This is a genomic window from Croceimicrobium sp. (assembly GCF_965228705.1).
Classification (GTDB): Bacteria; Bacteroidota; Bacteroidia; order Flavobacteriales; family Schleiferiaceae; genus Croceimicrobium.
On record NZ_OZ245832.1, the window covers coordinates 1,204,988 to 1,230,257 of the forward strand.

The 25,270-nt window shown below is 43.0% G+C and carries 23 protein-coding genes; 11 read left to right on the top strand and 12 right to left on the bottom strand.

Translation table 11 applies throughout. From position 1 onward, the window contains the following. Positions 1 to 30 precede the first annotated feature (30 nt). Positions 31 to 441 carry an SRPBCC domain-containing protein gene (locus ACO05P_RS05410; protein WP_421753931.1) on the top strand — a complete coding sequence of 137 codons (411 nt, stop codon included), beginning with the start codon at positions 31 to 33 and terminating at the stop codon, positions 439 to 441. On the opposite strand, the gene ACO05P_RS05415 is transcribed toward ACO05P_RS05410, so the two are convergent. From ACO05P_RS05415 to ACO05P_RS05440, 6 genes are read right to left on the bottom strand one after another with little or no spacing between them, the layout of a single operon-like run. Next, complete coding sequence (locus tag ACO05P_RS05415; RefSeq protein ID WP_421753932.1) at positions 438 to 725, bottom strand: GNAT family N-acetyltransferase; 288 nt, start codon at positions 723 to 725, stop codon at positions 438 to 440. The two genes, ACO05P_RS05410 and ACO05P_RS05415, sit on opposite strands and share 4 nt — an antisense overlap. Further along, positions 722 to 1,660: an NAD(P)-dependent oxidoreductase gene (locus tag ACO05P_RS05420; RefSeq protein ID WP_421753934.1), complete on the bottom strand. Its 939-nt coding sequence runs from the start codon at positions 1,658 to 1,660 to the stop codon at positions 722 to 724. Before ACO05P_RS05420 ends, ACO05P_RS05415 begins: the two co-directional genes overlap by 4 nt. Continuing rightward, positions 1,657 to 2,403: a hypothetical protein gene (locus tag ACO05P_RS05425; protein ID WP_421753936.1), complete on the bottom strand. Its 747-nt coding sequence runs from the start codon at positions 2,401 to 2,403 to the stop codon at positions 1,657 to 1,659. Before ACO05P_RS05425 ends, ACO05P_RS05420 begins: the two co-directional genes overlap by 4 nt. Continuing rightward, on the bottom strand, positions 2,400 to 3,755 hold the full coding sequence (gene mgtE / locus ACO05P_RS05430) for a magnesium transporter (RefSeq protein WP_421753937.1): 1,356 nt from the start codon (positions 3,753 to 3,755) through the stop codon (positions 2,400 to 2,402). The genes ACO05P_RS05425 and mgtE overlap by 4 nt, the downstream gene beginning before the upstream one ends. Further along, positions 3,752 to 4,513, bottom strand: coding sequence for a 16S rRNA (adenine(1518)-N(6)/adenine(1519)-N(6))-dimethyltransferase RsmA (rsmA, locus tag ACO05P_RS05435; RefSeq protein WP_421753938.1), 762 nt, complete (start codon positions 4,511 to 4,513; stop codon positions 3,752 to 3,754). Before rsmA ends, mgtE begins: the two co-directional genes overlap by 4 nt. Continuing rightward, positions 4,506 to 6,542, bottom strand: a complete 2,037-nt coding sequence (locus tag ACO05P_RS05440; RefSeq protein ID WP_421753939.1) for a M3 family metallopeptidase — start codon at positions 6,540 to 6,542, stop codon at positions 4,506 to 4,508. Before ACO05P_RS05440 ends, rsmA begins: the two co-directional genes overlap by 8 nt. Positions 6,543 to 6,646: 104 nt before the next feature. Here ACO05P_RS05440 and ACO05P_RS05445 point away from each other — a divergent pair, with 104 nt between their 5' ends. Then, entirely contained in the window at positions 6,647 to 7,213 is a 567-nt protein-coding gene (locus tag ACO05P_RS05445; RefSeq protein WP_421753941.1) for a DinB family protein, read from the top strand. A gap of 86 nt (positions 7,214 to 7,299) precedes the next feature. Here ACO05P_RS05445 and ACO05P_RS05450 read toward each other — a convergent pair whose 3' ends face one another. Together ACO05P_RS05450 and ACO05P_RS05455 are read right to left on the bottom strand one after the other, a co-directional pair. After that, positions 7,300 to 8,829, bottom strand: coding sequence for a PorP/SprF family type IX secretion system membrane protein (locus tag ACO05P_RS05450; protein WP_421753942.1), 1,530 nt, complete (start codon positions 8,827 to 8,829; stop codon positions 7,300 to 7,302). Between the two features lie 10 nt (positions 8,830 to 8,839). Continuing rightward, the gene (locus tag ACO05P_RS05455; protein WP_421753944.1) at positions 8,840 to 11,797 is read right to left on the bottom strand and encodes a gliding motility-associated C-terminal domain-containing protein; all 2,958 of its coding nucleotides are present in this window, start codon (positions 11,795 to 11,797) and stop codon (positions 8,840 to 8,842) included. A gap of 148 nt (positions 11,798 to 11,945) precedes the next feature. On the opposite strand from ACO05P_RS05455, the gene ACO05P_RS05460 reads away from it, so the two are divergent. Both ACO05P_RS05460 and ACO05P_RS05465 read left to right on the top strand, forming a co-directional pair. Beyond that, entirely contained in the window at positions 11,946 to 12,299 is a 354-nt protein-coding gene (locus ACO05P_RS05460; RefSeq protein WP_421753946.1) for a diacylglycerol kinase, read from the top strand. 3 nt (positions 12,300 to 12,302) lie between these two features. Next, entirely contained in the window at positions 12,303 to 12,785 is a 483-nt protein-coding gene (locus tag ACO05P_RS05465) for a GAF domain-containing protein (protein ID WP_421753948.1), read from the top strand. Positions 12,786 to 12,789: 4 nt separating this feature from the next. Here the strand turns inward: ACO05P_RS05465 and ACO05P_RS05470 are convergent, their stop codons facing one another. Continuing rightward, a complete protein-coding gene (locus ACO05P_RS05470; protein ID WP_421753950.1) occupies positions 12,790 to 14,046 on the bottom strand; it encodes an ABC transporter permease in 1,257 nt (418 codons plus the stop codon). A 96-nt stretch (positions 14,047 to 14,142) separates the two neighbouring features. Here ACO05P_RS05470 and purH point away from each other — a divergent pair, with 96 nt between their 5' ends. Genes purH through rodA form a run of 6 tightly spaced genes read left to right on the top strand, consistent with a single transcriptional unit; the run spans position 14,143 to position 21,123 of the window. Next, positions 14,143 to 15,651 (top strand): bifunctional phosphoribosylaminoimidazolecarboxamide formyltransferase/IMP cyclohydrolase, encoded by a 1,509-nt coding sequence (purH, locus tag ACO05P_RS05475; protein WP_421753951.1) that lies wholly within the window; start codon positions 14,143 to 14,145, stop codon positions 15,649 to 15,651. A 5-nt stretch (positions 15,652 to 15,656) separates the two neighbouring features. Next, positions 15,657 to 16,682: a rod shape-determining protein gene (locus tag ACO05P_RS05480; protein ID WP_210758959.1), complete on the top strand. Its 1,026-nt coding sequence runs from the start codon at positions 15,657 to 15,659 to the stop codon at positions 16,680 to 16,682. A gap of 7 nt (positions 16,683 to 16,689) precedes the next feature. Continuing rightward, positions 16,690 to 17,517 (top strand): rod shape-determining protein MreC, encoded by an 828-nt coding sequence (gene mreC / locus ACO05P_RS05485; protein WP_421753953.1) that lies wholly within the window; start codon positions 16,690 to 16,692, stop codon positions 17,515 to 17,517. Further along, the gene (locus ACO05P_RS05490) at positions 17,514 to 18,011 is read left to right on the top strand and encodes a hypothetical protein (RefSeq protein ID WP_421753954.1); all 498 of its coding nucleotides are present in this window, start codon (positions 17,514 to 17,516) and stop codon (positions 18,009 to 18,011) included. Before mreC ends, ACO05P_RS05490 begins: the two co-directional genes overlap by 4 nt. Continuing rightward, on the top strand, positions 18,012 to 19,877 hold the full coding sequence (gene mrdA, locus ACO05P_RS05495) for a penicillin-binding protein 2 (RefSeq protein WP_421753955.1): 1,866 nt from the start codon (positions 18,012 to 18,014) through the stop codon (positions 19,875 to 19,877). Next, positions 19,864 to 21,123 (top strand): rod shape-determining protein RodA, encoded by a 1,260-nt coding sequence (gene rodA / locus ACO05P_RS05500; RefSeq protein WP_421753957.1) that lies wholly within the window; start codon positions 19,864 to 19,866, stop codon positions 21,121 to 21,123. The genes mrdA and rodA overlap by 14 nt, the downstream gene beginning before the upstream one ends. On the opposite strand, the gene ACO05P_RS05505 is transcribed toward rodA, so the two are convergent. The 3 genes from ACO05P_RS05505 to ACO05P_RS05515 form a co-directional block, all read right to left on the bottom strand. Continuing rightward, entirely contained in the window at positions 21,120 to 21,404 is a 285-nt protein-coding gene (locus tag ACO05P_RS05505; protein WP_421753959.1) for a DUF427 domain-containing protein, read from the bottom strand. The two genes, rodA and ACO05P_RS05505, sit on opposite strands and share 4 nt — an antisense overlap. Before the next feature lie 43 nt (positions 21,405 to 21,447). Then, positions 21,448 to 21,594, bottom strand: a complete 147-nt coding sequence (locus ACO05P_RS05510) for a hypothetical protein (protein ID WP_210758965.1) — start codon at positions 21,592 to 21,594, stop codon at positions 21,448 to 21,450. A 94-nt stretch (positions 21,595 to 21,688) separates the two neighbouring features. Further along, positions 21,689 to 22,276 (bottom strand): RNA polymerase sigma factor, encoded by a 588-nt coding sequence (locus ACO05P_RS05515; protein ID WP_421753961.1) that lies wholly within the window; start codon positions 22,274 to 22,276, stop codon positions 21,689 to 21,691. 204 nt (positions 22,277 to 22,480) lie between these two features. On the opposite strand from ACO05P_RS05515, the gene uvrA reads away from it, so the two are divergent. After that, on the top strand, positions 22,481 to 25,264 hold the full coding sequence (gene uvrA / locus ACO05P_RS05520) for an excinuclease ABC subunit UvrA (protein WP_421753963.1): 2,784 nt from the start codon (positions 22,481 to 22,483) through the stop codon (positions 25,262 to 25,264). Positions 25,265 to 25,270 lie beyond the last annotated feature (6 nt).

Consider the following 25,270-nt stretch of genomic DNA (forward strand, 5'->3'; position numbering starts at 1 on the left):
GCTAATAGCTCAAGCATTACTATTTAAGCTATGGAAAGCATTGTAGTTGAAGTACTGATTCCTCAAGAACTCGACAAAGTTTGGGAAGCATGGACCCAGCCAGAGCTTATACAGAAATGGAACTTTGCCAGTGATGATTGGCATTGCCCGGCCGCCATCAATGAGTTAAAAGCTGGTGGTACCTTAAAATGGCGTATGGAATCGAAAGATGGAAAACTGGGCTTTGATTTTATTGGGACTTATCTTGAAGTACGGCCCAAAGAATTTATCGCCTATCATATAGAAGACGGTCGGAAGGTTGAAATATCTTTTATTGAAAACGGTAATCAGGTGAAACTTAGCGAAAGCTTTGAGCCTGAGAATCAAAATAGCTTAGAACTCCAGAAGCAAGGCTGGCAGGCAATTTTAGAGAACTTTAAAAAGCATGCCGAATCGCTTTAAAGTAAATCTTTATACTTCTCTGGATAGCGATACATTAAGTTCTTAGCAAAGGGACAAACCGGTAGTATTTTTAAATCATTAGCACGACTATAATCGGCAACCGCTTCTAATAATTGTTTGCCTATACCACGACCCGACATCCTTTCATCCACCTCAGTATGCTTAATTACTAATTTGCCGCTTTCGGTTTGCAGCAAATCCATAAAGCCACTAACCGCTGCCTCAGGTCCTTCTTTGTATTCGAAGATACCTTCCCCATTTTCTTTCCACTTTGCTTCAATCATAAATTAAGCTTTGCTATTTTTTGGAGTAGAACCTCAGCCATACGTTCCTGACTTTCAAAAGTCCAGCCTGCAATATGGGGGCTCAAGATTACCTTATTACTTTGAAGCAGGTATTCGAAATCATCGGTACTACCTTCCTGCACCAAATTCTCGAAACTACTTTTCTCGTATTCCAGAACATCCAAACAGGCACCACGCAGTTTCTCGCTTTTCAAAGCTTCCACTACAGCAGCAATTCGAACTATCTTACCGCGTGCAGTATTAATTAATACGATTTGTTTTTTACAAGCCGCCAGAAAATCTTGATCTACAAAAAAGAGGGTTTCGGTATTCTGTGGTAAATGAATACTAATAATATCCGCTTCTGCTTGAAGCTCTGCCAGGCTGCACTCTTCCACTTGTGAGTTGCCATAGCCTTTTTTGTATTTGTCATAGGCAATAACGCGACAATCCAATCCCCGCAATTTACTGGCAAAGGCTGAGCCCATGGCACCATAGCCAATAATGCCTACCGTTTTACCTTTCAATTCGAAGCCACGATTTTCCTCACGTAACCACATGCCCTTGCGCACTTCAGAATCCGCGATGATCAAACGATGATTTAGTGCTAAGAGCATTCCCAGGGCATGTTCACCTACTGCATGACGATTGCCTTCCGGGGCTGCCAGAACTTTAATGCCTAATTCTCGGGCCCGATCCAAATCAATATTTTCCAATCCCGCTCCTACTCGAGCTATGAATTTCAATTGTGTGGCCTGCTCCAGCAATTTGGAATCCATGGGCATTCGGCTACGCAGCACTAATCCACTATAAGCCGACCAATTAATTTCCTCCTGAGAGGCGAAGTACTCCTCTTCGATTTGGAAACCCAATTCAGGTAAGATTTCTTTAAAGCGATCGTGAACCCGATCTAATATCAGTACTTTTCCTTTCATCGTATGCGCCAGCTAAATCCGGTATTCACAAAATAGTTGCTAAATAAACCAACTGCCGGACCTACCCCCACTTGATTACCCGCAAATAGTTCCCATTGAAAGCGCGGACTGAGTTTAAAACTAAATCCCGCATCAAAAGCCAGATAATCGCTATTGGCCGAATTCAGGCTTAAGCCATACACCTCAGCAAATACGGAATAATACTCTTTGGAATAAGCCAATAGCACCGTCCATTGAGCGGTATAATCAACAAATTCATCATGGTAAAAACCTAAATTACCACTTACCGACCAGGGTCCTTGATTTAAGGCGGCCGAAAGTCGATAATCCAAATTACTGAAGGAACTCTGCACGATAAAGGCCCATTGAAGACTCGAACCATTTCCTGGCAATCCAAATCGAAGCATGAGATTAGGATCCTGTCCCTCCCAGCGATAGGCATTATCGAAGGTTGGGTTATTAATACCACTGAGTTGATAGGCTAAGCCCACCTCAATATGATTCCCCAAACCTAATCGTAGTGCTGTATTTGAACCTACTATTCTCTGATTAACAACTATTTGGTTTTCAGCCTGTCGATCATAAAAATCGCGCCATTCCAGGCCTTGCTGTAATTGCAAGCCCCATTTTGGTAAAACTGCTGCCGAATAAGTCTGTCCGGGACGATCACTTGCAAAATCTTCCTGAGCCTGCAATACCAAGCTAAACAAGAGCAGTCCTAAAGCTAAATTCCATCTTCTCATAGCCCTAAGATCAGGCGTCCAATCTGGAAATACAAAAAGAGTCCGATAATATCGTTGAGTGTGGTAATAAAAGGACCGGTGGCCAGGGCTGGATCAATCTTGTATTTATTGAGTACTAAAGGCACAAAGGTTCCGATTAATGCCGCTACCACAATTACCGAGAATAAGGCCACACTAACGGTGAGGGCCAACTTCATTCCATAACCCAAAAACAAACTGGCGCCAATTACCAAAATACTTAATATCAAACCATTAACCAGTGCTACCCCTAATTCCTTTACCAATCGGTTTATAGTGGTATTATCTGCCAATGACTGACTGGCTAAACCTTGTACAATAATGGCTGAAGACTGCACACCAACATTACCTCCCATCGCCGCAATTAGCGGAATAAAAAAGGCCATTTTAGGAATAATGTCGATATCACTTTCATAGCGGCCTATCACCGAAGCGGCTAAAAGACCTCCAAATAATCCAATTAATAACCAGGGTAAGCGAGCGCGAGTTATAGACCAGAGGGTATCATCAGCTTCTACCTCATCGGTAAGACCACTGGCAAGGTTATAATCTTCCTTAGCCTCATCCCGAATTAAATCCACTACATCATCAATGGTAATGCGGCCAACCAAATGCCCCAGAGGATCCACTACCGGCATTACTACCAGATCGTATTTCTGCATGGTATTGGCTACCTCCTCGGCTTCTGTATTTACCTCTACATACTGTACTTTCTGAGAATAAACCTCGGATATAGGAGTGCGGGTTGGAGTAGTAAGTAATTTTTTAAGTGAAAGAGTCCCTAGCAGTTTGTTCTGACCATTTACCACATAGATAGCATGCACCCGCTCCACTTCTTCTGCCTGCTTGCGCATTTCACGTACACATTCGAGTACATTCCAATGATCTTTTACCTTGATCATTTCGGTACCCATCAGCGAACCAGCCGTACCTTCGGGATATACCAATAGGCGGGCAATATCCATCGCCTGCTTCTGGTCTTCGATATTCTCTAATACCTCGCGTCTTTGTACCTCATCCAGTTCATTGATAAGGTCCGCCGCATCATCAGAATCGAGATTATCAATAAGCTCCTGCGCTATCTCCTTACCGGTATAATCCGCCAGAATCTTTGCCCGCAGGTCATCATCCAATTCCATCAGAACTTCCGCCCCGATTTCATCACTTAGATTTTCATAGAGGATAAGAGCCAGATCGAAATCGATCTTCTCAATAATTTCGGCTAAATCTGCTGGGTGGCCTTCCCTGAGCAATTCCTCATACTCGCTTAAATGACGCTGGGAAATATCCAGTTCCAGTTGCTGTAAAAAGTCCTTGCTCAGATCAACACTCATCCCGTTAACTTTTGTGTTAAGGCTACAAATTCTTGCCAGGTAAGCTGCTCGGCCCGTTTTTGCAGGGTTTCCGGCGCTATCCCTTCCAGCGGTAAATTTAGACTTTTCAAGGCATTGCGCAGTGTTTTCCTTCTTTGATTAAAGGCCGCTTTCACAATTTTTGTGAGCAATGGAATAGCTACCTCGGGCTGCCAGTTTTCCTTGCGCTTAAATCGAATTACACCTGATCGTACCTTGGGAGGTGGATTAAATTCTTCCGGTTCTACCGTGAAAAGATATTCGCGATCGTAAAAAACAGCCGCTAGCACCGACAGGATTCCATAGGTCTTAGAACCGGGTTCAGCCGTTAAGCGATCGGCTACTTCCTTTTGAAACATTCCCACCATTTCCGGAATCAATTCCGGATAATCCAGCATTTTAAAAATGATCTGGCTGCTGATATTATAAGGGTAATTCCCCGCCAGGGCGAAGGGTTCCTTCATCAAGTCTTTCAAATCCAATTGGAGGAAATCACCAGGAATGATATGCCCTTGTAAGGCTGCAAAATGTTCCTCGAGGTAATGAACGGACTCAGTGTCGATCTCCACCACAAAAACCTCCTGTTCTTGCGCTAATAGATGCTGGGTAAGTACCCCCATTCCCGGACCAATCTCCAATACTTTGGAATAGCCCTCTCCGCTTAAGGCTTCGGCAATTCGCCCTGCGGTTTCCGGGTTTTTAAGGAAATGTTGCCCGAGATGTTTCTTAGCTCTAACCATGTAATTCTATCAAACCTGCACGTCGTAATAAAGCCTCCGGATCGGGGTCCTTACCGCGAAAACGCTTGTACAATACTGCAGGATGTTCGGAGCCTCCAGAGGCTAATAAAGAACGGAACTTTTGGGCCGTTTCTGTATCAAAAAGTCCCTTTTCTTTAAAGAGTTCAAAGGCATCGGCATCCAATACTTCGGCCCATTTATAGCTGTAATAGCCAGCTGAATATCCTCCCTGGAAGATATGACTAAAACTACAGGACATATTGGTTTCGTCCTGTGCTGGGAAAAGAGCAGTTTCGGCAAAAACTGCCTCCTCTACCTCTGCTACCGTATCTAGTTCAGGCAATCCATTGTGCCATGCCATATCCAGCTTAGCAAAACCTACCTGGCGGATGGTTGCATAACCTTCCATAAAGGTGGCCGATTCTTTTAATTTATGCACCCACTCTTCGGGCAAGGCACTTCCATTTTCGAAATGATGGGCAAATAAGTCCAGGCATTCTTTTTCATAGCACCAATTCTCCATGATCTGTGAAGGCAGCTCTACAAAGTCCCAATACACATTGGTACCACTTAAGCTGGCATATTTCCCCTGGGCTAGAATACCGTGTAAGCTATGTCCGAACTCATGGAACAAGGTAAGTACCTCATTAAAAGTTAATAAAGAGGGAGTGGATTTCCCCGGCTTGGTAAAATTGCAAACGATGCTCACATGTGGACGTTGATCGCCTTCTTTCGTTAGCTTTTGACTGCGGTAGGAGGTCATCCAGGCGCCATTACGTTTTCCTTCACGAGGGAAGAAATCAGCATAGAAAATGGCTAAGTGACTGTCATCCGCATTTTTCACCTCATAAGTCACCACATCAGGATGGTATTTCTGGATGTCGGTACGTTCTTCGAAGCGAATGCCATAGAGTTTATTGGCCACCGCAAAAGCTCCTTCAATCACTCGATTTATTTCGAAATAAGGCTTGAGCTTATTGTCATCAATTTCAAATCGCTCTTGCTTGAGCTTTTCCTGATAATAATTTAAATCCCAACGTTCGAGTTTATCTATACCATCTTTCTGTTTGGCATAGGCTTCCAATTCCCTTAATTCGCTTTGAGCAGCTGGAAGAGCTACTTCTTGCAATTTGGCCAGGAAATCATTCACCTCTTGTGGACTGCGGGCCATACGTTCGGAGAGGATATAATCTGCATGGCTTTTATAAGCTAGCAATTCAGCGCGCTCCTGACGGAGTTTTACGATGCGTAATACACTCTCCTGATTATCGTATTCATCCCCTTTAAAGGCTTTGCTGCCAAATGCCAATTGAAGTTTTTTACGCAGATCGCGATTTTGGGCATAGGTCATTACCGGAATATAACTGGGCGCCTGAAGACCAATAAAATATTTACCTTCTTGTCCTTTTGCTTGAGCCTCTTCTGCAGCAGCTTCCAAAGCATAGTCCGGTAGGCCTGCCAATTCCTCTTTATCTAAAAAGAGCTCAAAACGATTCGTTTCGGCCAATACATTCTCGCCAAACTGAAGGCTTTGCTGAGCCAATTGCTGATCAATTTCTCGCAAGCGCTTCTGAGCTTTGGCATCGAGCTTGGCTCCATTTCGCTCAAAAGAACGATAGGTCTTATCCAAAAGCATTTGATCTTCATGATCCAGAAGTCCACGATCTGCTTCCTGATAAACTCTTTTAACACGATCAAAAAGCACGGGGTTTAATAGAATATCATTGCGGTATTCACTCAGCAAAGGCGAAAAATCGCGAGCCAACATTTGAATTTCTTCATTTGTTTCTGCTGAATTAAGATTGAAGAAGATCTCTGCAATGCGGCTTACCCTTTCACCCGCTTCTTCCAGGGCAATAATTGTATTGGAAAAATTAGGAGCTACGGTTTGATCACAAATTGCCTGCACTTCAGCTAAGCCTTCTTTTATAGCCTCCTTAAGTGCCGGAAGAAAATGCTCAGTTTTTATTTCTTCAAAAGGTGCGGTACCAAAGGGAGTATTGAAATCCTTTAATAAGGGATTAGTCATGCTTAAAATAATTTCCGCAAAGGTAGCATCCCCGTCTTTGGAAGCAATAGTTCTGATATGAGCCTATCAATGATTTTGATGAAGCCTAATGTAAATTTGCAGCCATGAAAGCACAGGAAGCACAGGCGCATTTAAATCAGCTTTGGGAGAAAGCCCAGAAGCAATTAGAGGAACTTTTCTATTACCGTGAAGAAGAGGACTTAAAAAAGAGATTGGCCCCAAATTCATGGTCGGTAACCGAAGTGCTCTTTCATATAAACTTGCTCAATGCCGCTTACCTTAAAAATATGCCCTCTATCGACAGTTTGTCGAAAGGAAACAAGGAACGCTCTTTAAAGCGCAGCTTTGTAGGTCGTAAATTGGAAAAGTCAATGGCTTTAAAGCCCGATGGGAGTTTAGGCCGGAAATTTAAGACCCCATCCATTAGTGATCCAATTGCAGCTCAGAAACGTGGCCACGCTGCCGTTGAGCAGGTAATCTTCCGAGAGCTTGTTACAGACCTCAAAACAATAAAGCAATACATCGATATTCTTGACGAAAAGACTTTAGAAAAAAGCAAGGTCCCCACCCTTTTCCCACTATTGAAAGTAAATGCTGCTGATAGTCTTTTCATTTTACTGGAACACGAACTCCGACATATCGCGCAAGCCAGGCGTATTTTAAAAGCCTAAAAAATAGGTCTCTAAATACTCATAAAAATAAAAGCCGTCTCGGTCAGACCGAGACGGCTTTTTTATTTTACTATAAACCCTAAGGCTTATTTCACAATCTTAATCCAAAGATCTCCGGTATAAGAACCATTTAATCGGCTGGATTTAGCTTGATCTGCTTGTTGATAGCTGTTAAACTTCAACAAGTAAACATAGTAGAAGCTATTACCTGGATCCTGGAAGATCTGAGCATCTAAGCCCTGACTATTCAAGCGGTTTTTCAAGCGAGTGGCATTGCCTTGCTCACCGAATACACCAGCAGTAACATAATAACCGGGAGAACCTGGGCTCACATTAGAGGCTCTGTTTTCAGGAGCATAATCTTGTGGGTTGTTAGTGGTATTACCGGTACTTGAATTGTTATTATCGGGCTGATAATTGTTATTCGGGTTATTGTTCATGTTTTGATCGCGTTGGTTTTGCAGATCGCGCATGGTATTACCACTTTGATTACCACCATTGTTATTAGGCTGATTATTGCCTCCATTGTCACGAGCTTCTTGACGCATACGCTCCAATTCGGCCTCCATTTTCTTCTTCTCTTCTTCAAGAGCTTTGGCCAACTCGTCTTTGTAATTGTCTTTAAACTCTTTGATTTTCTCGTCAATGGTTTCTTCGGTTTCTTCACGCTGACGACGAAGATCACGCTTGATTCGCTTCACTTCATTTTCAATACGCTCATTTTCCTTATTGCTTCCAAAGCGATAGGTCAACATAAACTCATGACTGGTACCAAAGCTACTTGCATAGGTATTGGTAGAGAAATCATAGGCATAACCCAAGGTCAATTGCTCTGATAAGTTCAATCCGATATTGGCCGTAACCCCATAACTGGAGCGATACATTGCACCAACATAACCGTATTCAACCATATTGTAGAGAATTCCCGCATCAATTTGAACAGGAACCCCTTCTGCTGCACGAACCATAGCCATGGGGCTAAGAATTTGCTTATCTCCGGCAAATTTGAAGTCATACTGTGCAGATACAACATAGTGACGAATCAAATTGTAATTGATTTCACTAGGATTGGTCGCATAAACGATGCTTTCGCTAAAAATCTGAGGAGCCGCAAAACCAAGGGTAAAATCGCGAACCATTAAGCTTAAGCCTAAGTTCATATCGAAGGTACCACGGTTAGGGGCAACAACGGTAAATACATCACCGGCATCACGCGCTCTAACACCACTTTGGTCGATGGTTTGGTTAATATAACCAGCACCCAAGCCACCGGAAAGACTGATGTCTTTGGTTAACTTAACGTGATAAGCATAATTACCATATACTCCTAAACGACTAAGGATATCGGTTTTATCGGAGAATCCATAAACACTCCAACCTACACTTCCATCGTTCATAGCACCATTCACCGCTAATGCAGAAGTTTCAGGTGAACCTTGGATTCCGCTCCATTGACGACGGTGTAAGATAGTCGCTTCTGTTACTCCACCTGTTCCGGATAAGGCCGGGTTATAGATATAAGGAGTAAAGAAATAATTACTGTATAAAGGGATCTGCTGCGCCTGTGTATAAGTCGCCATCAGTCCAAGTCCAAGCAAAAGGATTAATTTCTTCATGATCTTCATCTTATTGTTGGTTGCGGATTATTGTGATGGCGTTTTGCATGCGAATGTCTCCGCCACAATCGAGGATATAATAGTACGTACCATCAGGTAATTCATTACCACCATTATCGGTACCAGCCCAGGTTCCTGGGAAACTATCATCATCATATACCACCGAACCCCAACGGTTCATAATTGTGATGGCACAAGCATCTCCGGCCATTAATTCACGGATATCCCAAAGGTCATTCAAACCATCACCATTAGGGGTAAAGATGTTGAAGGACTGGTTAACCGCACTAATCTGATCTGGAATATTGCTATTGATAATTAATACCAGAGAATCAATTCCAGAACAACCACGAGCATTAGTTACTTCCACATAAATGGTAATGGTGTCGGCAAGCACTCCATTTTCCAGCACTTTGGAAACCTGAATACTTTGACTGAGGAAGTCATTAAACTCAATCGGCTTATTCGCATACCAACGGTAAGAAGAACCTCCGAAAGCAGTTAAGGTAGCCACTTCACCCGATTTAATGGTTTGATCTGGGCCTGCTGCTGCATTAACGGTCAATGGATAAATTTCAACCGTATCACGTGTAATACATCCATTAACTCCAACTGCTCTTGCACTGTAAAGTCCAGGCGTGTTCACATAGCGGGTAGCCCCCATAACGGTACCATTATCCCAGCTTACACTGTTGAAGTTACCTTGGGCAATCAGAAGAATGCTATCCCCTTGACAAAGGCCAATGGAGTCACCAGGGAAGAATGCTAAATCTGGTGATTCATAAAAGATTACTTCAATACTATCTGTATAGTAATCACAAGTTTGTAATCCGAAGCGGTTAAAATAAGTAGTTGATAAACGGAACCAGGCAGTATCCTCATTCACTCTTTTCAGAGTAGTATCAATTTGTAAAGTAACCAGGGTATCATTTAGCAAATTGGACCACATATTAGTTTGTGGATTCCATTGTTGCCATTGATAGTTCCATGGACGTAAGCCTAATACCGTATCCGTTGCTGAAACTAAGGCTGAATCGTACAAACAAAGATTGTATCCGGTTAATCCAGAGCTGGTACCCGGGAATTCAATTTCCGCCGTAGAAGTTAATGGGATAGAATCCACAAAAACCTTATAAACTTTAGAAGTATCCGTACAGATACCATCGTCAATTGAAACCCAGTAATTACCGCTTTCATGAACAATTAAATCACGATTAATTTCACCGGTAAGGGGATATTTCACTCGGGTTCCCAGGTTTTGATCCAGGGAATCACTCAGCCATTGATAGCTGTAGCTGTAACCGAAGTTAATTAAGGTCGCAGGAGTTGATGGGGCTCGGATAATGGCCGAGTCAACCTCACAGAAGTTTACTGAATCCTGACCAACAATAAATGCATTTGGAGAATTCACAATGCTCAAATCGTATTCAGGGAACCAACGTACCGCTACACTATCCGACTCAAAGAAACAGGTCTCAATATTGGTAAAGGTAGTTCGGGTTGAAATTCGCACCCTAAAATAACGCAGAGCTGGTTTAGGGTTTTGGAAATAGGGTTGACCGGGATCACTCAAGCTTGTGTCCACTACTAATTCAGGTAAAGTATCAAAACTTAAGGGTCCACCGGAAACAGATTTCCAGGGGTCTGCCCCGGGAGGAACAGAGGGATCATACCACTGCCATTCATACTTCCAACCTGGATCGGCTACCGAAGGTAAGGTGGTTAAGAGCACCGAATCCTTCATACAGATTTCATTAAACACGGTTGGTCCAACTAATCCCGGGAACGGAACACCTACCACATCAGCTTGAGGAACGGTATCAATATTTACCCAGAACATATTTCCAATTGGGGTGGTATCCTGGCAATAGCCATCTGCTACCACAACTCGGTAATGATTCCAACCGGGACGAGAACTATTTTGATTAATCTGTAAGGTTCTTTGGGTACCAGTTGGGGTGGTGATCGGATACCAATCAAACTGACCGGTTACACCGTTAAAGGAGTCTGTAATCCACTGATAACTGAAAACTAAGCCCGTTGCTGGGTTCACCAAGGGACCATCTAATAAGGCGATCTCATTCTCGCAAAGCTCAATAGAATCTCGAGGTGAATTATTATTACTTGGCTTATCCACGCGATAAGCGAAAGCATTCAAAGCATTAGAGGCATTAAATGTTACTGAGGTTGGTGTATTTAATTGATTTACAATTACCTCATCCGAGAATATCGAACAAGGTCCATCAATCACCTCACACTTATACACTCCTGAAGATCCTACGATGATAGAATCATTGGTTTCTCCTGGAATGGCGGCAGTACCATTGTACCACTGATAAGAGTTACCATCATTTGCTACGCGTAAGAAAACAGAATCGTTCTTACAGAAGCCTATATCTACTACTGAAGTAGTGTATTTATTATCAAAGGTATCCATGCGAGATTGATTGCGGATTAAGGCAATCGAATCAATCATGGCGATGGTTGGGATACGGTTAACATTGTAAAAGGCCGTGTCACTGGCACCGTTAGCGGTAATATTACCAACTCCATCCCGATTGGTAATCCTTAAGCTGGAACCAAAGAGGTTCGAATTACAAGGAATTGCCAATACCGCCCATTTCAAACCTGGTCCGAAAGTATCTAAAACCGAAGTGGCTTGAGTTACAGGACTGTTATTAGTCCACAACTCCACCAAACTTAAGTTGATACGTGCTGCCCAGTTGGGAGGACTAACGGAATTTGTTAATTCATAAAAGAAGTCGGATGTGCTGGAAAAACTAGCACCGGCTTTAATTTCATACCGGACTGTGATGGTATCACATTGACAAATCCCTGTCGGGTTGCCTGGATTGTTACTCACCAGCTGTAGGTCAATATCCCCTACTGCTATTTGCCCGAAGCTAAAAGCAGGCAATAACAGAAGCAGGCTCCATAGACCAGAGAGCTTGTACAGGTTCTTCTTCATAATTAGGATTGTTTGCAAAATATTGGCAATTTACAGCATTCTTTAGGACTGGTCTTAGGAAATTGCCAAGGGATATTGACAATTTAGTTAACGACCTTTGCCCTATGTACACTGCTCATTAAACCCATACGTAAAAAAACAGCAAAAGGTGGGGTATCTTAAAAAGCGAATTATTGCCTTCCGTGTTGCATTTGAAGGACTTGGACTCTTATTCCGTGAAGCAGCACATGCACGTATTCATCTACTGGCTGTAGTGCTGGTAAGTGCTACTGCCATTTATTTAAATGTCGATAAGACCGAGTGGATCGCTCTGATTCTCTGCTATGGAGCGGTTCTTAGTTTAGAGGCTGTAAACTCCGCTATCGAATATACTTTAGACCTTACTCATCCGGAAAATCATCCCTTAGCTAAAAAGGCGAAAGACATTGCCGCCGCCGCAGTTTTAATTGCCGCGATCTGCAGTGTGATTATTGCCCTTATTATTTTTGTACCCAAATTTTAGAAGATGTATTCATTGCTGCTAGGCGAAATTGAAAAAGAGCTGGATCCTATTTCCAATACTAAGCAAGCGCTGCAAAGAGTTTGTGATCTTATTCATTCTGAAATGAGTGCCTATGATTGGGTGGGCTTTTACTTTATGCATCATGGCAGTCGAAAATTGCATTTAGGCCCCTATGTCGGTGCCCCAACAGATCACACTATTATCGACTTTGGAAAAGGGATTTGCGGTCAGGTTGCCGAGAGCGGAAACAGTTTTTTGGTAGATGATGTAAATGCTCAATCCAATTATATCGCTTGCAGCATAGATGTGAAATCTGAAATTGTTGTTCCCTTATATCAGAATGGAAATCTCATTGCGCAAATTGATATCGATAGTCATCAGCTTAAGCGATTTCAAGCTGAGGATGAAAAGTTCCTAAAGGCAGTAAATGATTTATTAGCCCGGAAATATCCAGAACTCGAGAACTTTATTGACCAATTGGTTTAAAACCTTATTGGCCACTGCGAATTGCTTCTACCGGATCTAAACGTGAAGCGCTCAAGGCTGGTAGAAAACCGGAAACAAGACCGATAGCAATTGAAATTGATAAGCCCTGAACAACATTCTTAAGGCTTACATGAATATCAAAATCCATTTCGCCCATTATAAAAGGCAAGGCCAGTTGCGCCCCGTAGACCATTGCTATTCCTAAGCTTCCGCCGATAAGACAAAGAACCACCGATTCTAATAAAAACTGGCTTAAAATAAAGTGTCGCTTAGCGCCCATACTCATTTGGATGCCGATTTGATTGGTTCTTTCCCGAACGCTCACAAACATAATATTGGCAATACCAAAACCTCCGACTAAAATGCTAAATCCTCCAATAACCAGACCCGATAAACCAATGGCATCAAAAAAGGAATCCAAGCCATTGGAGATGACCGAAATCTCATTAAGTGAAAAATTATCATCGGCCTTGGGCTTTAAACGTCGAATAGCGCGCATGGCTCCGGTAATCTCATCTTTCATGGCGCTCATCTCCACTCCCACCTTAGCCTGAGCCATTATGGTTCCACCATTCTGATTTTTAAGGCTCATCAAATTACCAACGTATTTGATGGGCACCAAAATGGCACCATCCATATTTTGACCTACCAAACTTTGACCTTGCTTCTCGAGCACCCCAATGACCCTTAACTTTCGTCCTAGCACACTAAAGTCTTTACCAATGGGGTCGGCATTGCCGTATAGGCCTTCGGCCACATCATGCCCCAAAATAGCTATTGGGTTTCCTTTTCGCGATTCCAGGTCTGAGAAATATCGACCTTCGGATAATTCAAAGTTCCAAATCCGATTGTAATTGTGGGAAGCGCACATCACATTCACTCTTTCCACAGAGTTGAGACCATACTTTAAGGTTTGATTTACCCCAAAGGCATATGCGATATATTCAACGGTAGAAAGGCGTTCCTCCAGTTTTTCCATTTCATAGAAATCAGGTTCCGGCCTTTGAAAATACTTCCACCACTTATATTCACCACCTCCGCCGCCCCAAGGCCATTTTTGAACATAAACCACATTACTACCTAAACTCTCCACACTTTCGCGAATATTACGCTCCAGAGAATCGACAATGGTAAAAACCGCTACAATGGTTAGGATACCAATAGTTACTCCAATTAGGGATAGAAAAGTGCGTAAACGGTTTACCCGCAAGGCATGCAGAGCAAAGCGTAAACTCTCTTGAAGTATGCGAAGGAAGACCATGATTTCGAATTGCCATTCAAAGGTAAACGAATTTTGCCCAAGGCCTTTCCATGCTTTTAAAAAGCACTAATTTTGCCCTTTAAAAAATTTTTCAGCATGCCTTCAGTATCCGGTGCCCCTACCGCCTTGATCTCCGTATTTTATAAAGATGGCTTAGACAGCCTCGCCCAAGCCTTAGTTGATAAGGGTTATACCCTCCTTTCAACTGGAGGAACACGCAAATTCCTGGAAGATCTGGGACATAAAGTAGAAGCCGTAGAAGACTTAACCAGTTATCCCAGTATTTTGGGAGGACGGGTTAAAACCTTACACCCCAAAGTATTTGGCGGTATTTTAGGTCGTCGAAATTTAGATAGCGACATCGCTGAAATGAATGAATTCGAGATTCCATCCATCGATGTGGTGGTGGTTGACCTCTATCCTTTCGAAGAAACTTTAGCCTCTGGGGCCTCTCATCAAGATATTATTGAGAAAATTGACATTGGTGGCATTTCCTTGATTCGTGCCGCAGCCAAAAACTATAATGACACCTGGATTATTCCTTCTCGTGATTATTATGCCCAGGCTCTCGAAGTTTTAACGAATGACGGTCTTAATGAAGATGTTCGCAAGCAGTTTGCCGCCGCGGCCTTCCGCATTTCTTCTGCTTATGACACGCATATCCAAGCTTATTTAAGTGGCAATTACCAAAACCTAATTTTAGGTCAGGAGCATGCTTTACGTTATGGTGAAAATCCACATCAAAAAGGAAGCTTTTACGGTAATATGGAAGAGGTTTTCGAACAATTACACGGTAAAGCCCTATCCTACAATAACCTCCTGGATGCTGATGCAGCGGTAAATCTGATTCGCGAATTTGATGAAACCACCGTTGCTGTATTAAAACACAATAATGCCTGTGGTATCGCTTCACGCGAAAGCGTATTACAAAGTTGGACTGATGCCCTTGCGGGTGATCCGGTTTCGGCTTTTGGAGGTGTTTTGATTTCCAACCGTGAAATTGACAAAGCCACCGCGGAGGACATGCATAAAATCTTCTTTGAGATTGTAATTGCGCCTTCCTACAGTGCGGAAGCCTTGGAAATCTTGCAGCAAAAGAAAAATCGCATCATCTTAATTCTGAAGGATTTTGATGCGCCCAAAATGCAGTACAGAAGCCTTTTAAATGGTATTCTTGCGCAAGAAAAGGATCATCATACCGACAGCCAGGAAGACTTGAAAGTGGTAACCAAAGTAAGTCCTTCTGCAGAGGAGATTGAAGATCTGCTTTTTGCCTCAAAAATTTGCAAGCATACCAAGTCAAATACCATTATCTTAGCCAAGAACAAACAATTGATCGCGGGGGGTACCGGCCAAACATCGAGAGTAGATGCTTTAAAACAAGCTATCACGAAGGCCAAGGCTTTTCACTTCGAATTAGAGGGAGCGGTTATGGCATCGGATGCCTTCTTCCCTTTCCCTGATTGCGTGGAGATTGCCAATGAGGAAGGAATCAAATCGGTAATTCAACCTGGTGGATCAATCAAAGATCAGCTTTCGATCGATTATTGCGATCAAGAGCAAATGAAAATGGTATTTACGGGCATACGCCACTTTAAACATTAAGAATATTGGGACTTTTTGATTTTTTACGCGAAGACATTGCGATCGATCTGGGCACCGCCAATACCCTGATCATCCACAACGATAAGGTGGTGGTAGACGCTCCTTCGATCGTCGCTAAAGATCGTATCAGCAATAAAATCATTGCCGTGGGTCAAACTGCACGGCAAATGCATGGTAAGACCCATGAGGATATTAAAACAATTCGCCCTCTTAAAGATGGTGTAATTGCCGACTTTGAAGCTTCTGAATCTATGATTCGGGAGATGATTAAAAGCATTCCGGCCTTACAAAAGCGGATGATCCCCCCTGCCCTGCGTATGGTAATCTGTATTCCTTCCGGGATTACAGAAGTAGAGAAACGTGCGGTAAAAGACTCCGCACAAAAAGCAGGTGCGCGGGAAGTCTATCTCATTCACGAACCTATGGCCGCTGCAATAGGTACCGGTGTGGATGTACAAGAACCTAAAGGAAACATGATTATCGATATTGGTGGTGGCACCACTGAGATTGCGGTATTGGCCTTAGGTGGTATTGTTGCCGATAAGAGTATTAAAGTAGCGGGTGACGTTTTCACGAACGATATCGCCTACTATATGCGTACGCAGCACAATCTCTTTATTGGTGAGCGCAGCTCTGAAGAAATCAAGATTAAGATTGGTTCTGCTTTGGATGAGTTGGAAAACCCACCTGAAGATATGCCGGTACAAGGTAGAGACCTGCTTACCGGTAAGCCCAAGCAATTGATAATTACCTATAAAGAAATTGCCAAAGCTTTGGATAAGTCTATTATCCGAATTGAGGATGCGATTATGGAAGCCCTTTCCTTAACGCCTCCGGAATTGGCAGCTGATATTTACAATAGCGGTATTTATATGGCCGGTGGAGGTTCGATGCTGCGAGGCTTGGACAAGCGAATTAGCATGAAAACAGATTTACCGGTATATGTAGCGGAAGATCCTTTACGTGCGGTGGTTCGTGGTACCGGTATTGCCCTTAAAAATATCGGGAAGTACAATTTTTTGATGAGCTAAAGCTAGTATGCGGTACTTCCTTATACTGCTGCATAGGAGCCGAATTCTATTACTCTTTATTTTCTTAGAGGCTATTGCGGTATACTGGGTGGTATCCTCTAAAAGCTATCCTCGTGCACAATTCAATAGTGTAACAACGGAGATAAATGGCCGGATTAGTCATTTTCAAGATGACTATCAATCCTACCTGAACCTGAGGATAGAGAACGAGCAATTAGCGGAAGAAAATCGCCGACTACGAGAACAACTGAACGAATCCCTCCTTATCCAAAATTATGGAGCCGATACGATTAACGACAGTCTACTGCAGCAGCGATATACCTATTTACCGGCCAGGGTTATTCATAGTAGCCATTTAAAAGCCAGCAATTATCTGATTATTGACAAAGGCACTCGCAGCGGCATCAAACCGCATATGGGAGTGATTGGTCCCTTAGGTGTAGTTGGAATGGTATCCTCAGTAAGTGCCAATTTCGCTAGGGTTATTCCACTCATTAATAATAGTTTATCAATTAGTGCAGCCCTTAAAAATGAAGGCTATTTTGGCCCCTTAAAATGGCCGGGAGAAGACTATCGAATGAGTCAGGTTACAGATATTCCCCGCTATTCCAAGGTAGCGGCCGGAGACACTTTAATTACTGATGGACGTTCACGATACTTCCCACCTGGTATTCCCATTGGTACCGTTCAAGCGAAAGCCTTGCAAGCCGATCAAAACTTCTTTAGCCTAGAAGTTAATCTTAGTACAGACTTCGCCAATATTGCTGAAGTTTATGTAATTAAAGATTTGTTTAGTAAGGAATTGGACTCACTTCAAAATCCGGCTGTCCAATGAAAACACTGCGCGACATTGGGATCATGCTATTAATGATTGCGGTACAGGTTTTCTTTTTAAATGAATATCTGTTCAACCACTATCTGAACCCTTATTTATACATCTATCCGGTTTTTAGTTTATTGATTTTTTACCCTCGATTTTGGCAATTAATTATTGCTTTTGCATTGGGAGCATCGATAGACATACTAGAGGAAAGTGCGGGAGTACATGCCGCAGCTACAGTATTCTTAGCTTTTATTATGCCGGCTCTTAGTCGAATTTTTGGTACTGGCCGGGAAGATAATCCTGATGTGCCCGCCTTTAAAACCATGAGCCTGGAGCGTCGATTGGGCCTTCTCTTTGTAGGTTTCTTCATTCACCATTTAGTTTTATTTGGACTGGAGAGTTTTCAATGGAATCAATTCGGTATCTTGTTGCAAAGAAGCCTGTACAGCAGTCTTTTCTCTTTTATTTTTGTACTCCTGTATCAACTTTGGAATGCCCGTCGCTAAATGCAGCGCAAATACCTTTTTTACTTTTTCTTTATTGCCATAGCCCTGGTTTTCGCCGGTAGGCTTTTCTATATCCAGGTGCTACAAGAGGAGTACAAACTTTCTGCCCTTAATAATGTGGTGCGTATCGAGAAGGTTTACCCTGGAAGAGGGCTTATTTATGATCGCAATCATAAACTTTTGGTAGGTAACCAAAGTGCCTATGATTTAATGGTTGTGCCTGCCCAGGTTCAGATGGTAGACACTTTAGCCTTTTGTAAGCTTGTAGGATTAAGTAAAGAGGAGTATCGAAAGCGTATGCTGGCAGCCAAGCACTACTCTTATTTAAAGCCCTCCATTTTTGTAAAGCAAATCAGCAAAGAAGACTTTGCACTTATTCAAGAGCAATTGCATTTATTCCCAGGCTTTTACCCGCAAAAACGGATTTTAAGGGATTACATGACTCAATCGGGAGCAAATGTTTTAGGATTTATTGGTGAAGCAAATGAGCGCTATATCCAGGACCATCCTGAATATCAATTAGGAGATTTAATTGGAAAAACCGGGATTGAGAAAAGCTATGAAGATGTGCTTAAAGGGAAAATTGGTGTAAACTATCGCCTTAAAGATGTGCATAATCGGGTGATGGGGCCCTATCAGAATGGGGCCTATGATACCTTGCCCGAACCCGGCCTGGATGTTCAAAGTACTATTGATATTGTAATTCAAGCTTATGGCGAAAAGCTCATGCAGGGTAAACGTGGTTCCATTGTAGCCATTGAACCTTCCAGCGGAGAGATTTTAGCCCTGGTAACCAGCCCTTCCTATAAACCCGATTTAATGGTGGGTCGCCAGCGTTCTAAAAATTACAATCAACTTTATCGGGATAGTATAAATCTCCCTTTATTCGATCGAGGTCTTCTGGCCGAATATCCACCCGGTTCCCCCTTTAAGGTTATTAATGCTTTGATCGGTTTACAAGAAGGAACCTTAAATCCCAGTACCAGCTATACCTGCCATCATGGTTTTCATTATGGTCGATTGCATGTTGCCTGTCACTGTGGAACCAATTATCCTATCGCACTGAGAACGGGGATTTCCAAAAGTTGTAATAACTATTTCTGCCAGGTCTTTAAAAACATAATCGAAAAATACCCAACGGCTCAAGAGGGAATGAATGTGTGGAGCAATCACGTTAAGAGCTTTAATATTGGGCAATTCCTGAACAATGATTTACCGACCGGCAGAAAAGGCCTGGTTCCAGATGCGGACTATTATGATCGTGCTTTTGGTTACACCGGCTGGAAAGCGGTAAGTACCATTTCTCTGGCTATTGGTCAGGGTGAAATGTTACTCACGCCTATTCAAATGGCCAATATGACGGCTGCCATAGCGAATCGAGGTTACTATTATACTCCTCACATCATAAAAAGCATCGGCGGCAAGCCTATTGAAAACAAGCAATTCACCGAGAAAAAGCAAACTACGGTTGATAGCATTCACTTTCCAATTGTGATTGATGGAATGTTCGATGTATTCGAAAGTGGAACTGCTCGCGGTGCACGTTTGGAGAGTATTCAGATGTGTGGTAAAACCGGAACGGCCGAAAATCCGCATGGACAAGACCATTCCATATTTGTTGCATTTGCGCCTAAGGATGATCCCAAAATTGCCATTTCAATTATTGTAGAAAACGGTTATTGGGGTAGTCGTTGGGCCGCGCCTATTGCCAGTTTAATAATCGAAAAATATTTGACAGGTGAAATCAGTCGACCTGAGATGGAAAAACGAATGTTTGCGGGAGACCTGAGTGAGGAATACGCCAAACAATTAATTGAGAAATACGGCCTGGAGGTCAGCGATTCAACAGCTAATGCGGCAAGGTAATTTAGGACTACAAAAAATCGATTGGATTACGGTTTTGCTCTATTTCAGCCTGGCAATTCTAGGCTGGCTAAATATCTATGCCGCTGTTTACGATGAGGCGCATTCCAATATTCTTGATTTCACCCAGCGCTACGGAAAACAGTTATTGTGGATTGGCACCTCAGTAATTATTATCATTTTCCTTTTTATACTGGACGGGAGCATCTTTCAAACCCTGGCCTACCCTATCTATGGGCTCAGTATGCTATCGTTGCTGGCCGTTTTATTTTTTGGTAAAGAAATAGCCGGGGCCCGTTCCTGGTTTGTAATTGGAGGTTTTAGTTTGCAACCTTCGGAATTTGCCAAATTCGCCACCGCACTGGCCTTAGCGGCCTTTCTGGGCAAACCGGAACGAAATCTTAGTTCCTGGCGAACCAAAATCGTGGCCTTTGGCATTATCCTGCTTCCCGCTATTTTAATTGTACCGCAACCTGACCCCGGTTCGGGCTTGGTTTATTTCAGTTTGATCCTGGTGCTGTACCGCGAAGGGCTTTCAAGCTCCTATATCATTGCGGGTATTAGTATTGCTGTGCTCTTTTTACTGAGCTTACTCATACCTATTCTTTATCTGCAATTAATCTTGGCCGCGGTAGCCCTAATCATCATATTCCTTGGGCGCAAGGTGCGAGGCTTTTGGCTTAGAGTAAGCGCCATTTTAGCGGTGGCTTTAGTATTGGTGAATAGTGTGGATTATGCCTTCAATAATATCCTCGAAGATCGGCACCGCAACCGGATCAACATCCTTTTGGGAAAGGCGCATGATCCTAAGGGCATTGGCTATAATACCACGCAATCTATGATTGCCATTGGTTCCGGAGGTTGGAGTGGTAAAGGCTATTTACAAGGGACCCAAACTAAATTCGATTTTGTGCCCGAACAGAGTACCGATTTCATCTTTTGTACCGTAGGTGAAGAGTGGGGCTTTTTAGGCAGTGCTTTATTGATCGTGCTCTTTAGCTTACTATTCTTCCGCCTAGTCCATCTGGCCGAAAGGCAAAAATCGAGCTTTGCCCGTGCTTATGCGTATGCAGTGGTGAGTATTCTCTTTTTCCACTTTAGCATTAATATCGCCATGACCATTGGACTGGCGCCGGTTATAGGAATTCCCCTGCCCTTCTTCAGTTACGGCGGATCCTCCCTTTGGGGCTTTACCTTTCTACTCTTTATTCTGATTAAGCTGGACTCCTACCGCTGGCAGACCCTTTAATCTTCTTTTACTTCTACGCCATTCCAAAAAGCCACGTAGGATTTAATATGATTGGCTAAGGGTTTGGTTTGCGGATAATACCAGGCAGCATCCGGATTTTCTTTCCCATCTACTTCTAAATGATAATAGCTGGCTTCTCCCTTCCAGGGACACCAGGTATGGGTATCGGATTCCTTAAAATATTCTTTCTTGATCGAATCTGCTGGGAAATAGTGGTTTCCCTCTACAACTATGGTTTCGTCGCTTTCGGCAACGACCACTCCATTCCAATAAGCTTTCATGCTTGCAAGGTCTAAAAAAAAGAGCCCCCGAAGGAGCTCTTTATTAATTTTGGATCATCTCGAAATCCAGACCATTTTCCAATTTTTCATAGCGATAAGCCTTGGAAAAATTGAGGATGTTTTTAATGGTTTGCCGGTCTGGGCGTGCATTCACTTGATGATCATTTCGTAAAGTAGTTGTTTTATCCATGTACCGTGTTTGAAAATAGACCTATCTATAACGGCGAGGAGAAAACGATTAGTATTTCATTTCAAAAAAAAATGCAGAAACACCGAAACATGTTTTAGGAAAGACTCAAACTCATATTATGTTCCTGCATCAATTTGCGAAGATTGATCAGTGCATAGCGCATCCGACCTAAAGCTGTATTGATAGATACTCCGGTTTGATCCGCAATATCTTTAAAGCTTAATCCGCTGAAATGACGCAGGCGTAATACCTCTAATTGCTCAGGGGGTAATTTTAAAATAAGCTTGTGTAAGTCTTTCTCGATTTGCTCGCGAATCATACCGGTTTCCGCATTTTCAGATCCATCCTTAATTATCTTAAAGATGTCGTACTCATCATTGGGAGCCACGGTAGGAATGCGTTTTTGCTTCCGGAAATGATCAATCACCAGGTTATGCGCAATACGCAATGCCCAATTCAGGAACTTGCCTTCTTCGTTGTAATTGCCCTTGCGGAATGTTTTGATGATCTTCACGAAGGTGTCTTGAAATACATCATTAGCGAGATCTCTATTTTGAATCTTGCTAAGGATATAGGAAAAGATCCTTTGCTCGTGTTTATTGATCAGAAAAGAAAGGGCTTTCTCGTCTCCTTCGATGTAGAGCCTGATTAGCTCAGCATCTTTCATTGCAGTGTAATCCATAGTTCACATGATTGGGGTTAATAAATCAATCCTAAAAAACAATCAAGTAACTATGTATCTATAAGCAATGGGTATTTAATTAATAGACGTTGGTAGCACTGTTTGGTTGGCTACCCATCTCAACAAATATATAATTTTTGTTTTCAATCCCACAAACGCAGGTGGGTTTGGTACTTTTGCTTTTTGCTTTCTTTAACGTTTAGTATGACAAAAAATTCCCCTTCCCATAAGGATTGGATTGAAATAAAAGGTGCGCGTGTTCACAATTTGAAGAACATCAGTCTGTGCATCCCCCACGGAAAGCTAACCGTAATTACCGGATTATCAGGATCTGGCAAATCGTCATTGGCTTTCGACACCCTTTACGCTGAGGGTCAAAGACGCTATGTTGAAAGTCTTTCATCTTATGCCCGACAATTCTTAGGTCGATTGGATAAACCGGAGGTAGATCAAATTAAAGGCATCAGTCCAGCTGTTGCGATCGAACAAAAGGTAATTTCTCGAAATCCCCGCTCTACCGTTGGAACCAGTACAGAGATTTATGATTACCTCAAGGTGCTCTACGCTCGTATCGGCACAACCTTCTCCCCCATTAGTGGTGAGGAAGTAAAGAAACACCATATTGAAGATGCCCTGGAATATGTAAAAGGATTGGCGCCGGACACCCGTATTCTTTTAAAAGCTCCCTTGCATTTACATGATCGCAGCTTAAAGGATCAGCTGGAAATATTAGAACAACAGGGTTTTAGCCGTTTATCCTGGAAGGGTGAGGTAGTTTTGATTAATGATCTCGACCCCAAAAAAGTTGAAGATCCTGAAAACCTGGAGATTGTAGTGGATCGCCTTACTGCGGATCTCAGCAGCGATGAGCAATTAAACCGCTGGACTGATTCTCTGCAAACCGCTTTCTTTGAAGGAAGAGGCCTATGCCGGATTGAACTTTTTGCCAAAAATGAGACGCGCGAATTCTCCAATAAATTCGAATTGGATGGGATTGAATTCGAAGAACCCAGTCCCCATCTTTTTAGCTTCAACAATCCTTTTGGGGCCTGCCCTAAATGTGAAGGTTTTGGCAATATCATGGGAATTGATGAGGATTTGGTGATTCCCGATACCAGCCTTTCCGTGTATGAAGATGCCATCTATCCCTGGCGAGGGGAAAAGATGCAGGAATGGAAACTGCAATTGATTCAAGGTGCAGAGAAAGCGGGCTTCCCCATACACCGTCCTATCTTCGAGCTTAAAGCCGAAGAATATGATATGCTTTGGGAGGGCAGCAAGCACTTCAAAGGACTTAATGAGTTTTTCGAATACCTAGAATCTAAATCCTATAAGATTCAGTTTCGGGTAATGCTTTCTCGCTATCGCGGTAAAACCCGCTGTACCTCTTGCAAAGGAAGCAGATTACGCAAAGAGGCCAGCTATGTTAAAGTTGGCGGATATGCCTTAACCGAATTGGTTAACTGGCCGATTGATAAGCTGCAAATTCACTTTGAAAAATTAGAACTCACAGAGTCCGAGCAACAGATTGCCAAGCGACTCCTAATTGAGATCAATAATCGCCTGCGCTACCTCTGTGATGTGGGACTTCCCTACCTTACCTTAAATCGGGTTTCCAACAGTTTATCCGGTGGTGAATCGCAAAGAATTAATCTGGCTACCAGTTTAGGAAGTGCTTTGGTAGGCTCAACTTATATCCTGGATGAACCGAGCATTGGTTTGCATCCCCGCGATACGGAACGATTAATTCGAGTAGTGAAAAACCTTCGCGATCTGGGCAATACGGTAGTAGTGGTAGAGCATGATGAAGAAATGATGCTGGCCGCGGATTACATTGTAGATATTGGCCCGGATGCGGGTATCCACGGAGGTGAAATACTCTTTGCCGGTACCCCTCAAGAATTAATTGAGAAGGAAGATACCTATACCGCACGCTACCTAAGAGGAGATGCCAAAATTGAGGTGCCACAGAAAAAAGAAGGACGCAAATTCATTGAAGTCTTTGGCGCTAGAGAGAATAATCTCAAGAATATCGACATCCAAATTCCTTTACATCGCTTTACAGTGGTAACTGGAGTGAGTGGTTCGGGTAAGTCGAGCTTGATTCGAAAAATTTTATATCCGGCCCTAAAAAAACGCCTGGGCGCCTATGCCGATAAAACCGGGAAATTCGGTCGCTTGGGGGGAGCCATAAACGATTTAGGGGATGTAGAATTCGTGGATCAAAATCCCATTGGTAAAAGCTCTCGTTCCAATCCGGTTACCTATCTCAAGGCTTATGATGATATCCGGGCTCTTTATGCTTCACAGCCCCTATCGAAGAGTCGTAAATACAAGGCCGGCTATTTCTCCTTTAATATCGATGGTGGGCGTTGTGAAAAATGCCAGGGCGAAGGCGAAATCACCATCGAAATGCAGTTTATGGCGGATGTGCACCTAAAATGCGACGAATGCCAGGGACAGCGCTTTAAGAAGGAAATTTTGGATGTGAAATTCGAAGGAAAATCCATTTTCAATATCCTCGAATTAACTGTCGATGAAGCGATTCCCTTCTTCCGTGAAAGCGGCCAGGAAAAAATTGCCGATAAAATTCAGCCTTTACAGGATGTAGGTTTGGGTTATGTAAGCCTTGGTCAGAGCAGTTCTACCCTTTCTGGGGGTGAGGCTCAACGGATTAAGCTGGCCACCTTTTTAGGGAAAGGTCAGAGTCAATCGCCGGTACTCTTCATTTTTGATGAGCCCACCACTGGCTTGCACTTCCACGACATTCAGAAGTTACTGCAAAGTTTTTATGCCCTGCTTAAAAACGGGCATAGCCTGGTGGTGATAGAGCATCATCCGGATGTAATGAAGTGTGCCGATTGGATCATTGATTTAGGCCCTGAAGGTGGAAATGGCGGTGGTAAGTTGGTCTACCAAGGAGCACCAGAGGGTTTATTGAAAGTAAAGGAATCCCATACCGGAAAATACCTGATCGATAAACTATAAGCTTAC

Excerpts from the sequence above, each read along its gene's own strand:
- ACO05P_RS05505 (WP_421753959.1), bottom strand. The coding sequence starts at position 21,404 with ATGAAAGCTTATTGGAATGGAGTGGTCGTTGCCGAAAGCGACGAAACC.
- ACO05P_RS05450 (WP_421753942.1), bottom strand. The coding sequence starts at position 8,829 with ATGAAGAAATTAATCCTTTTGCTTGGACTTGGACTGATGGCGACTTAT.
- ACO05P_RS05515 (WP_421753961.1), bottom strand. The coding sequence starts at position 22,276 with ATGGATTACACTGCAATGAAAGATGCTGAGCTAATCAGGCTCTACATC.
- ACO05P_RS05510 (WP_210758965.1), bottom strand. The coding sequence starts at position 21,594 with ATGGATAAAACAACTACTTTACGAAATGATCATCAAGTGAATGCACGC.
- mrdA (WP_421753955.1), top strand. The coding sequence starts at position 18,012 with ATGCAGCGCAAATACCTTTTTTACTTTTTCTTTATTGCCATAGCCCTG.
- ACO05P_RS05445 (WP_421753941.1), top strand. The coding sequence starts at position 6,647 with ATGAAAGCACAGGAAGCACAGGCGCATTTAAATCAGCTTTGGGAGAAA.
- rodA (WP_421753957.1), top strand. The coding sequence starts at position 19,864 with ATGCGGCAAGGTAATTTAGGACTACAAAAAATCGATTGGATTACGGTT.
- rsmA (WP_421753938.1), bottom strand. The coding sequence starts at position 4,513 with ATGGTTAGAGCTAAGAAACATCTCGGGCAACATTTCCTTAAAAACCCG.
- purH (WP_421753951.1), top strand. The coding sequence starts at position 14,143 with ATGCCTTCAGTATCCGGTGCCCCTACCGCCTTGATCTCCGTATTTTAT.
- ACO05P_RS05415 (WP_421753932.1), bottom strand. The coding sequence starts at position 725 with ATGATTGAAGCAAAGTGGAAAGAAAATGGGGAAGGTATCTTCGAATAC.
- ACO05P_RS05490 (WP_421753954.1), top strand. The coding sequence starts at position 17,514 with ATGAAAACACTGCGCGACATTGGGATCATGCTATTAATGATTGCGGTA.
- ACO05P_RS05420 (WP_421753934.1), bottom strand. The coding sequence starts at position 1,660 with ATGAAAGGAAAAGTACTGATATTAGATCGGGTTCACGATCGCTTTAAA.
- uvrA (WP_421753963.1), top strand. The coding sequence starts at position 22,481 with ATGACAAAAAATTCCCCTTCCCATAAGGATTGGATTGAAATAAAAGGT.
- mgtE (WP_421753937.1), bottom strand. The coding sequence starts at position 3,755 with ATGAGTGTTGATCTGAGCAAGGACTTTTTACAGCAACTGGAACTGGAT.
- ACO05P_RS05410 (WP_421753931.1), top strand. The coding sequence starts at position 31 with ATGGAAAGCATTGTAGTTGAAGTACTGATTCCTCAAGAACTCGACAAA.
- ACO05P_RS05425 (WP_421753936.1), bottom strand. The coding sequence starts at position 2,403 with ATGAGAAGATGGAATTTAGCTTTAGGACTGCTCTTGTTTAGCTTGGTA.
- ACO05P_RS05455 (WP_421753944.1), bottom strand. The coding sequence starts at position 11,797 with ATGAAGAAGAACCTGTACAAGCTCTCTGGTCTATGGAGCCTGCTTCTG.
- mreC (WP_421753953.1), top strand. The coding sequence starts at position 16,690 with ATGCGGTACTTCCTTATACTGCTGCATAGGAGCCGAATTCTATTACTC.
- ACO05P_RS05440 (WP_421753939.1), bottom strand. The coding sequence starts at position 6,542 with ATGACTAATCCCTTATTAAAGGATTTCAATACTCCCTTTGGTACCGCA.
- ACO05P_RS05470 (WP_421753950.1), bottom strand. The coding sequence starts at position 14,046 with ATGGTCTTCCTTCGCATACTTCAAGAGAGTTTACGCTTTGCTCTGCAT.
- ACO05P_RS05465 (WP_421753948.1), top strand. The coding sequence starts at position 12,303 with ATGTATTCATTGCTGCTAGGCGAAATTGAAAAAGAGCTGGATCCTATT.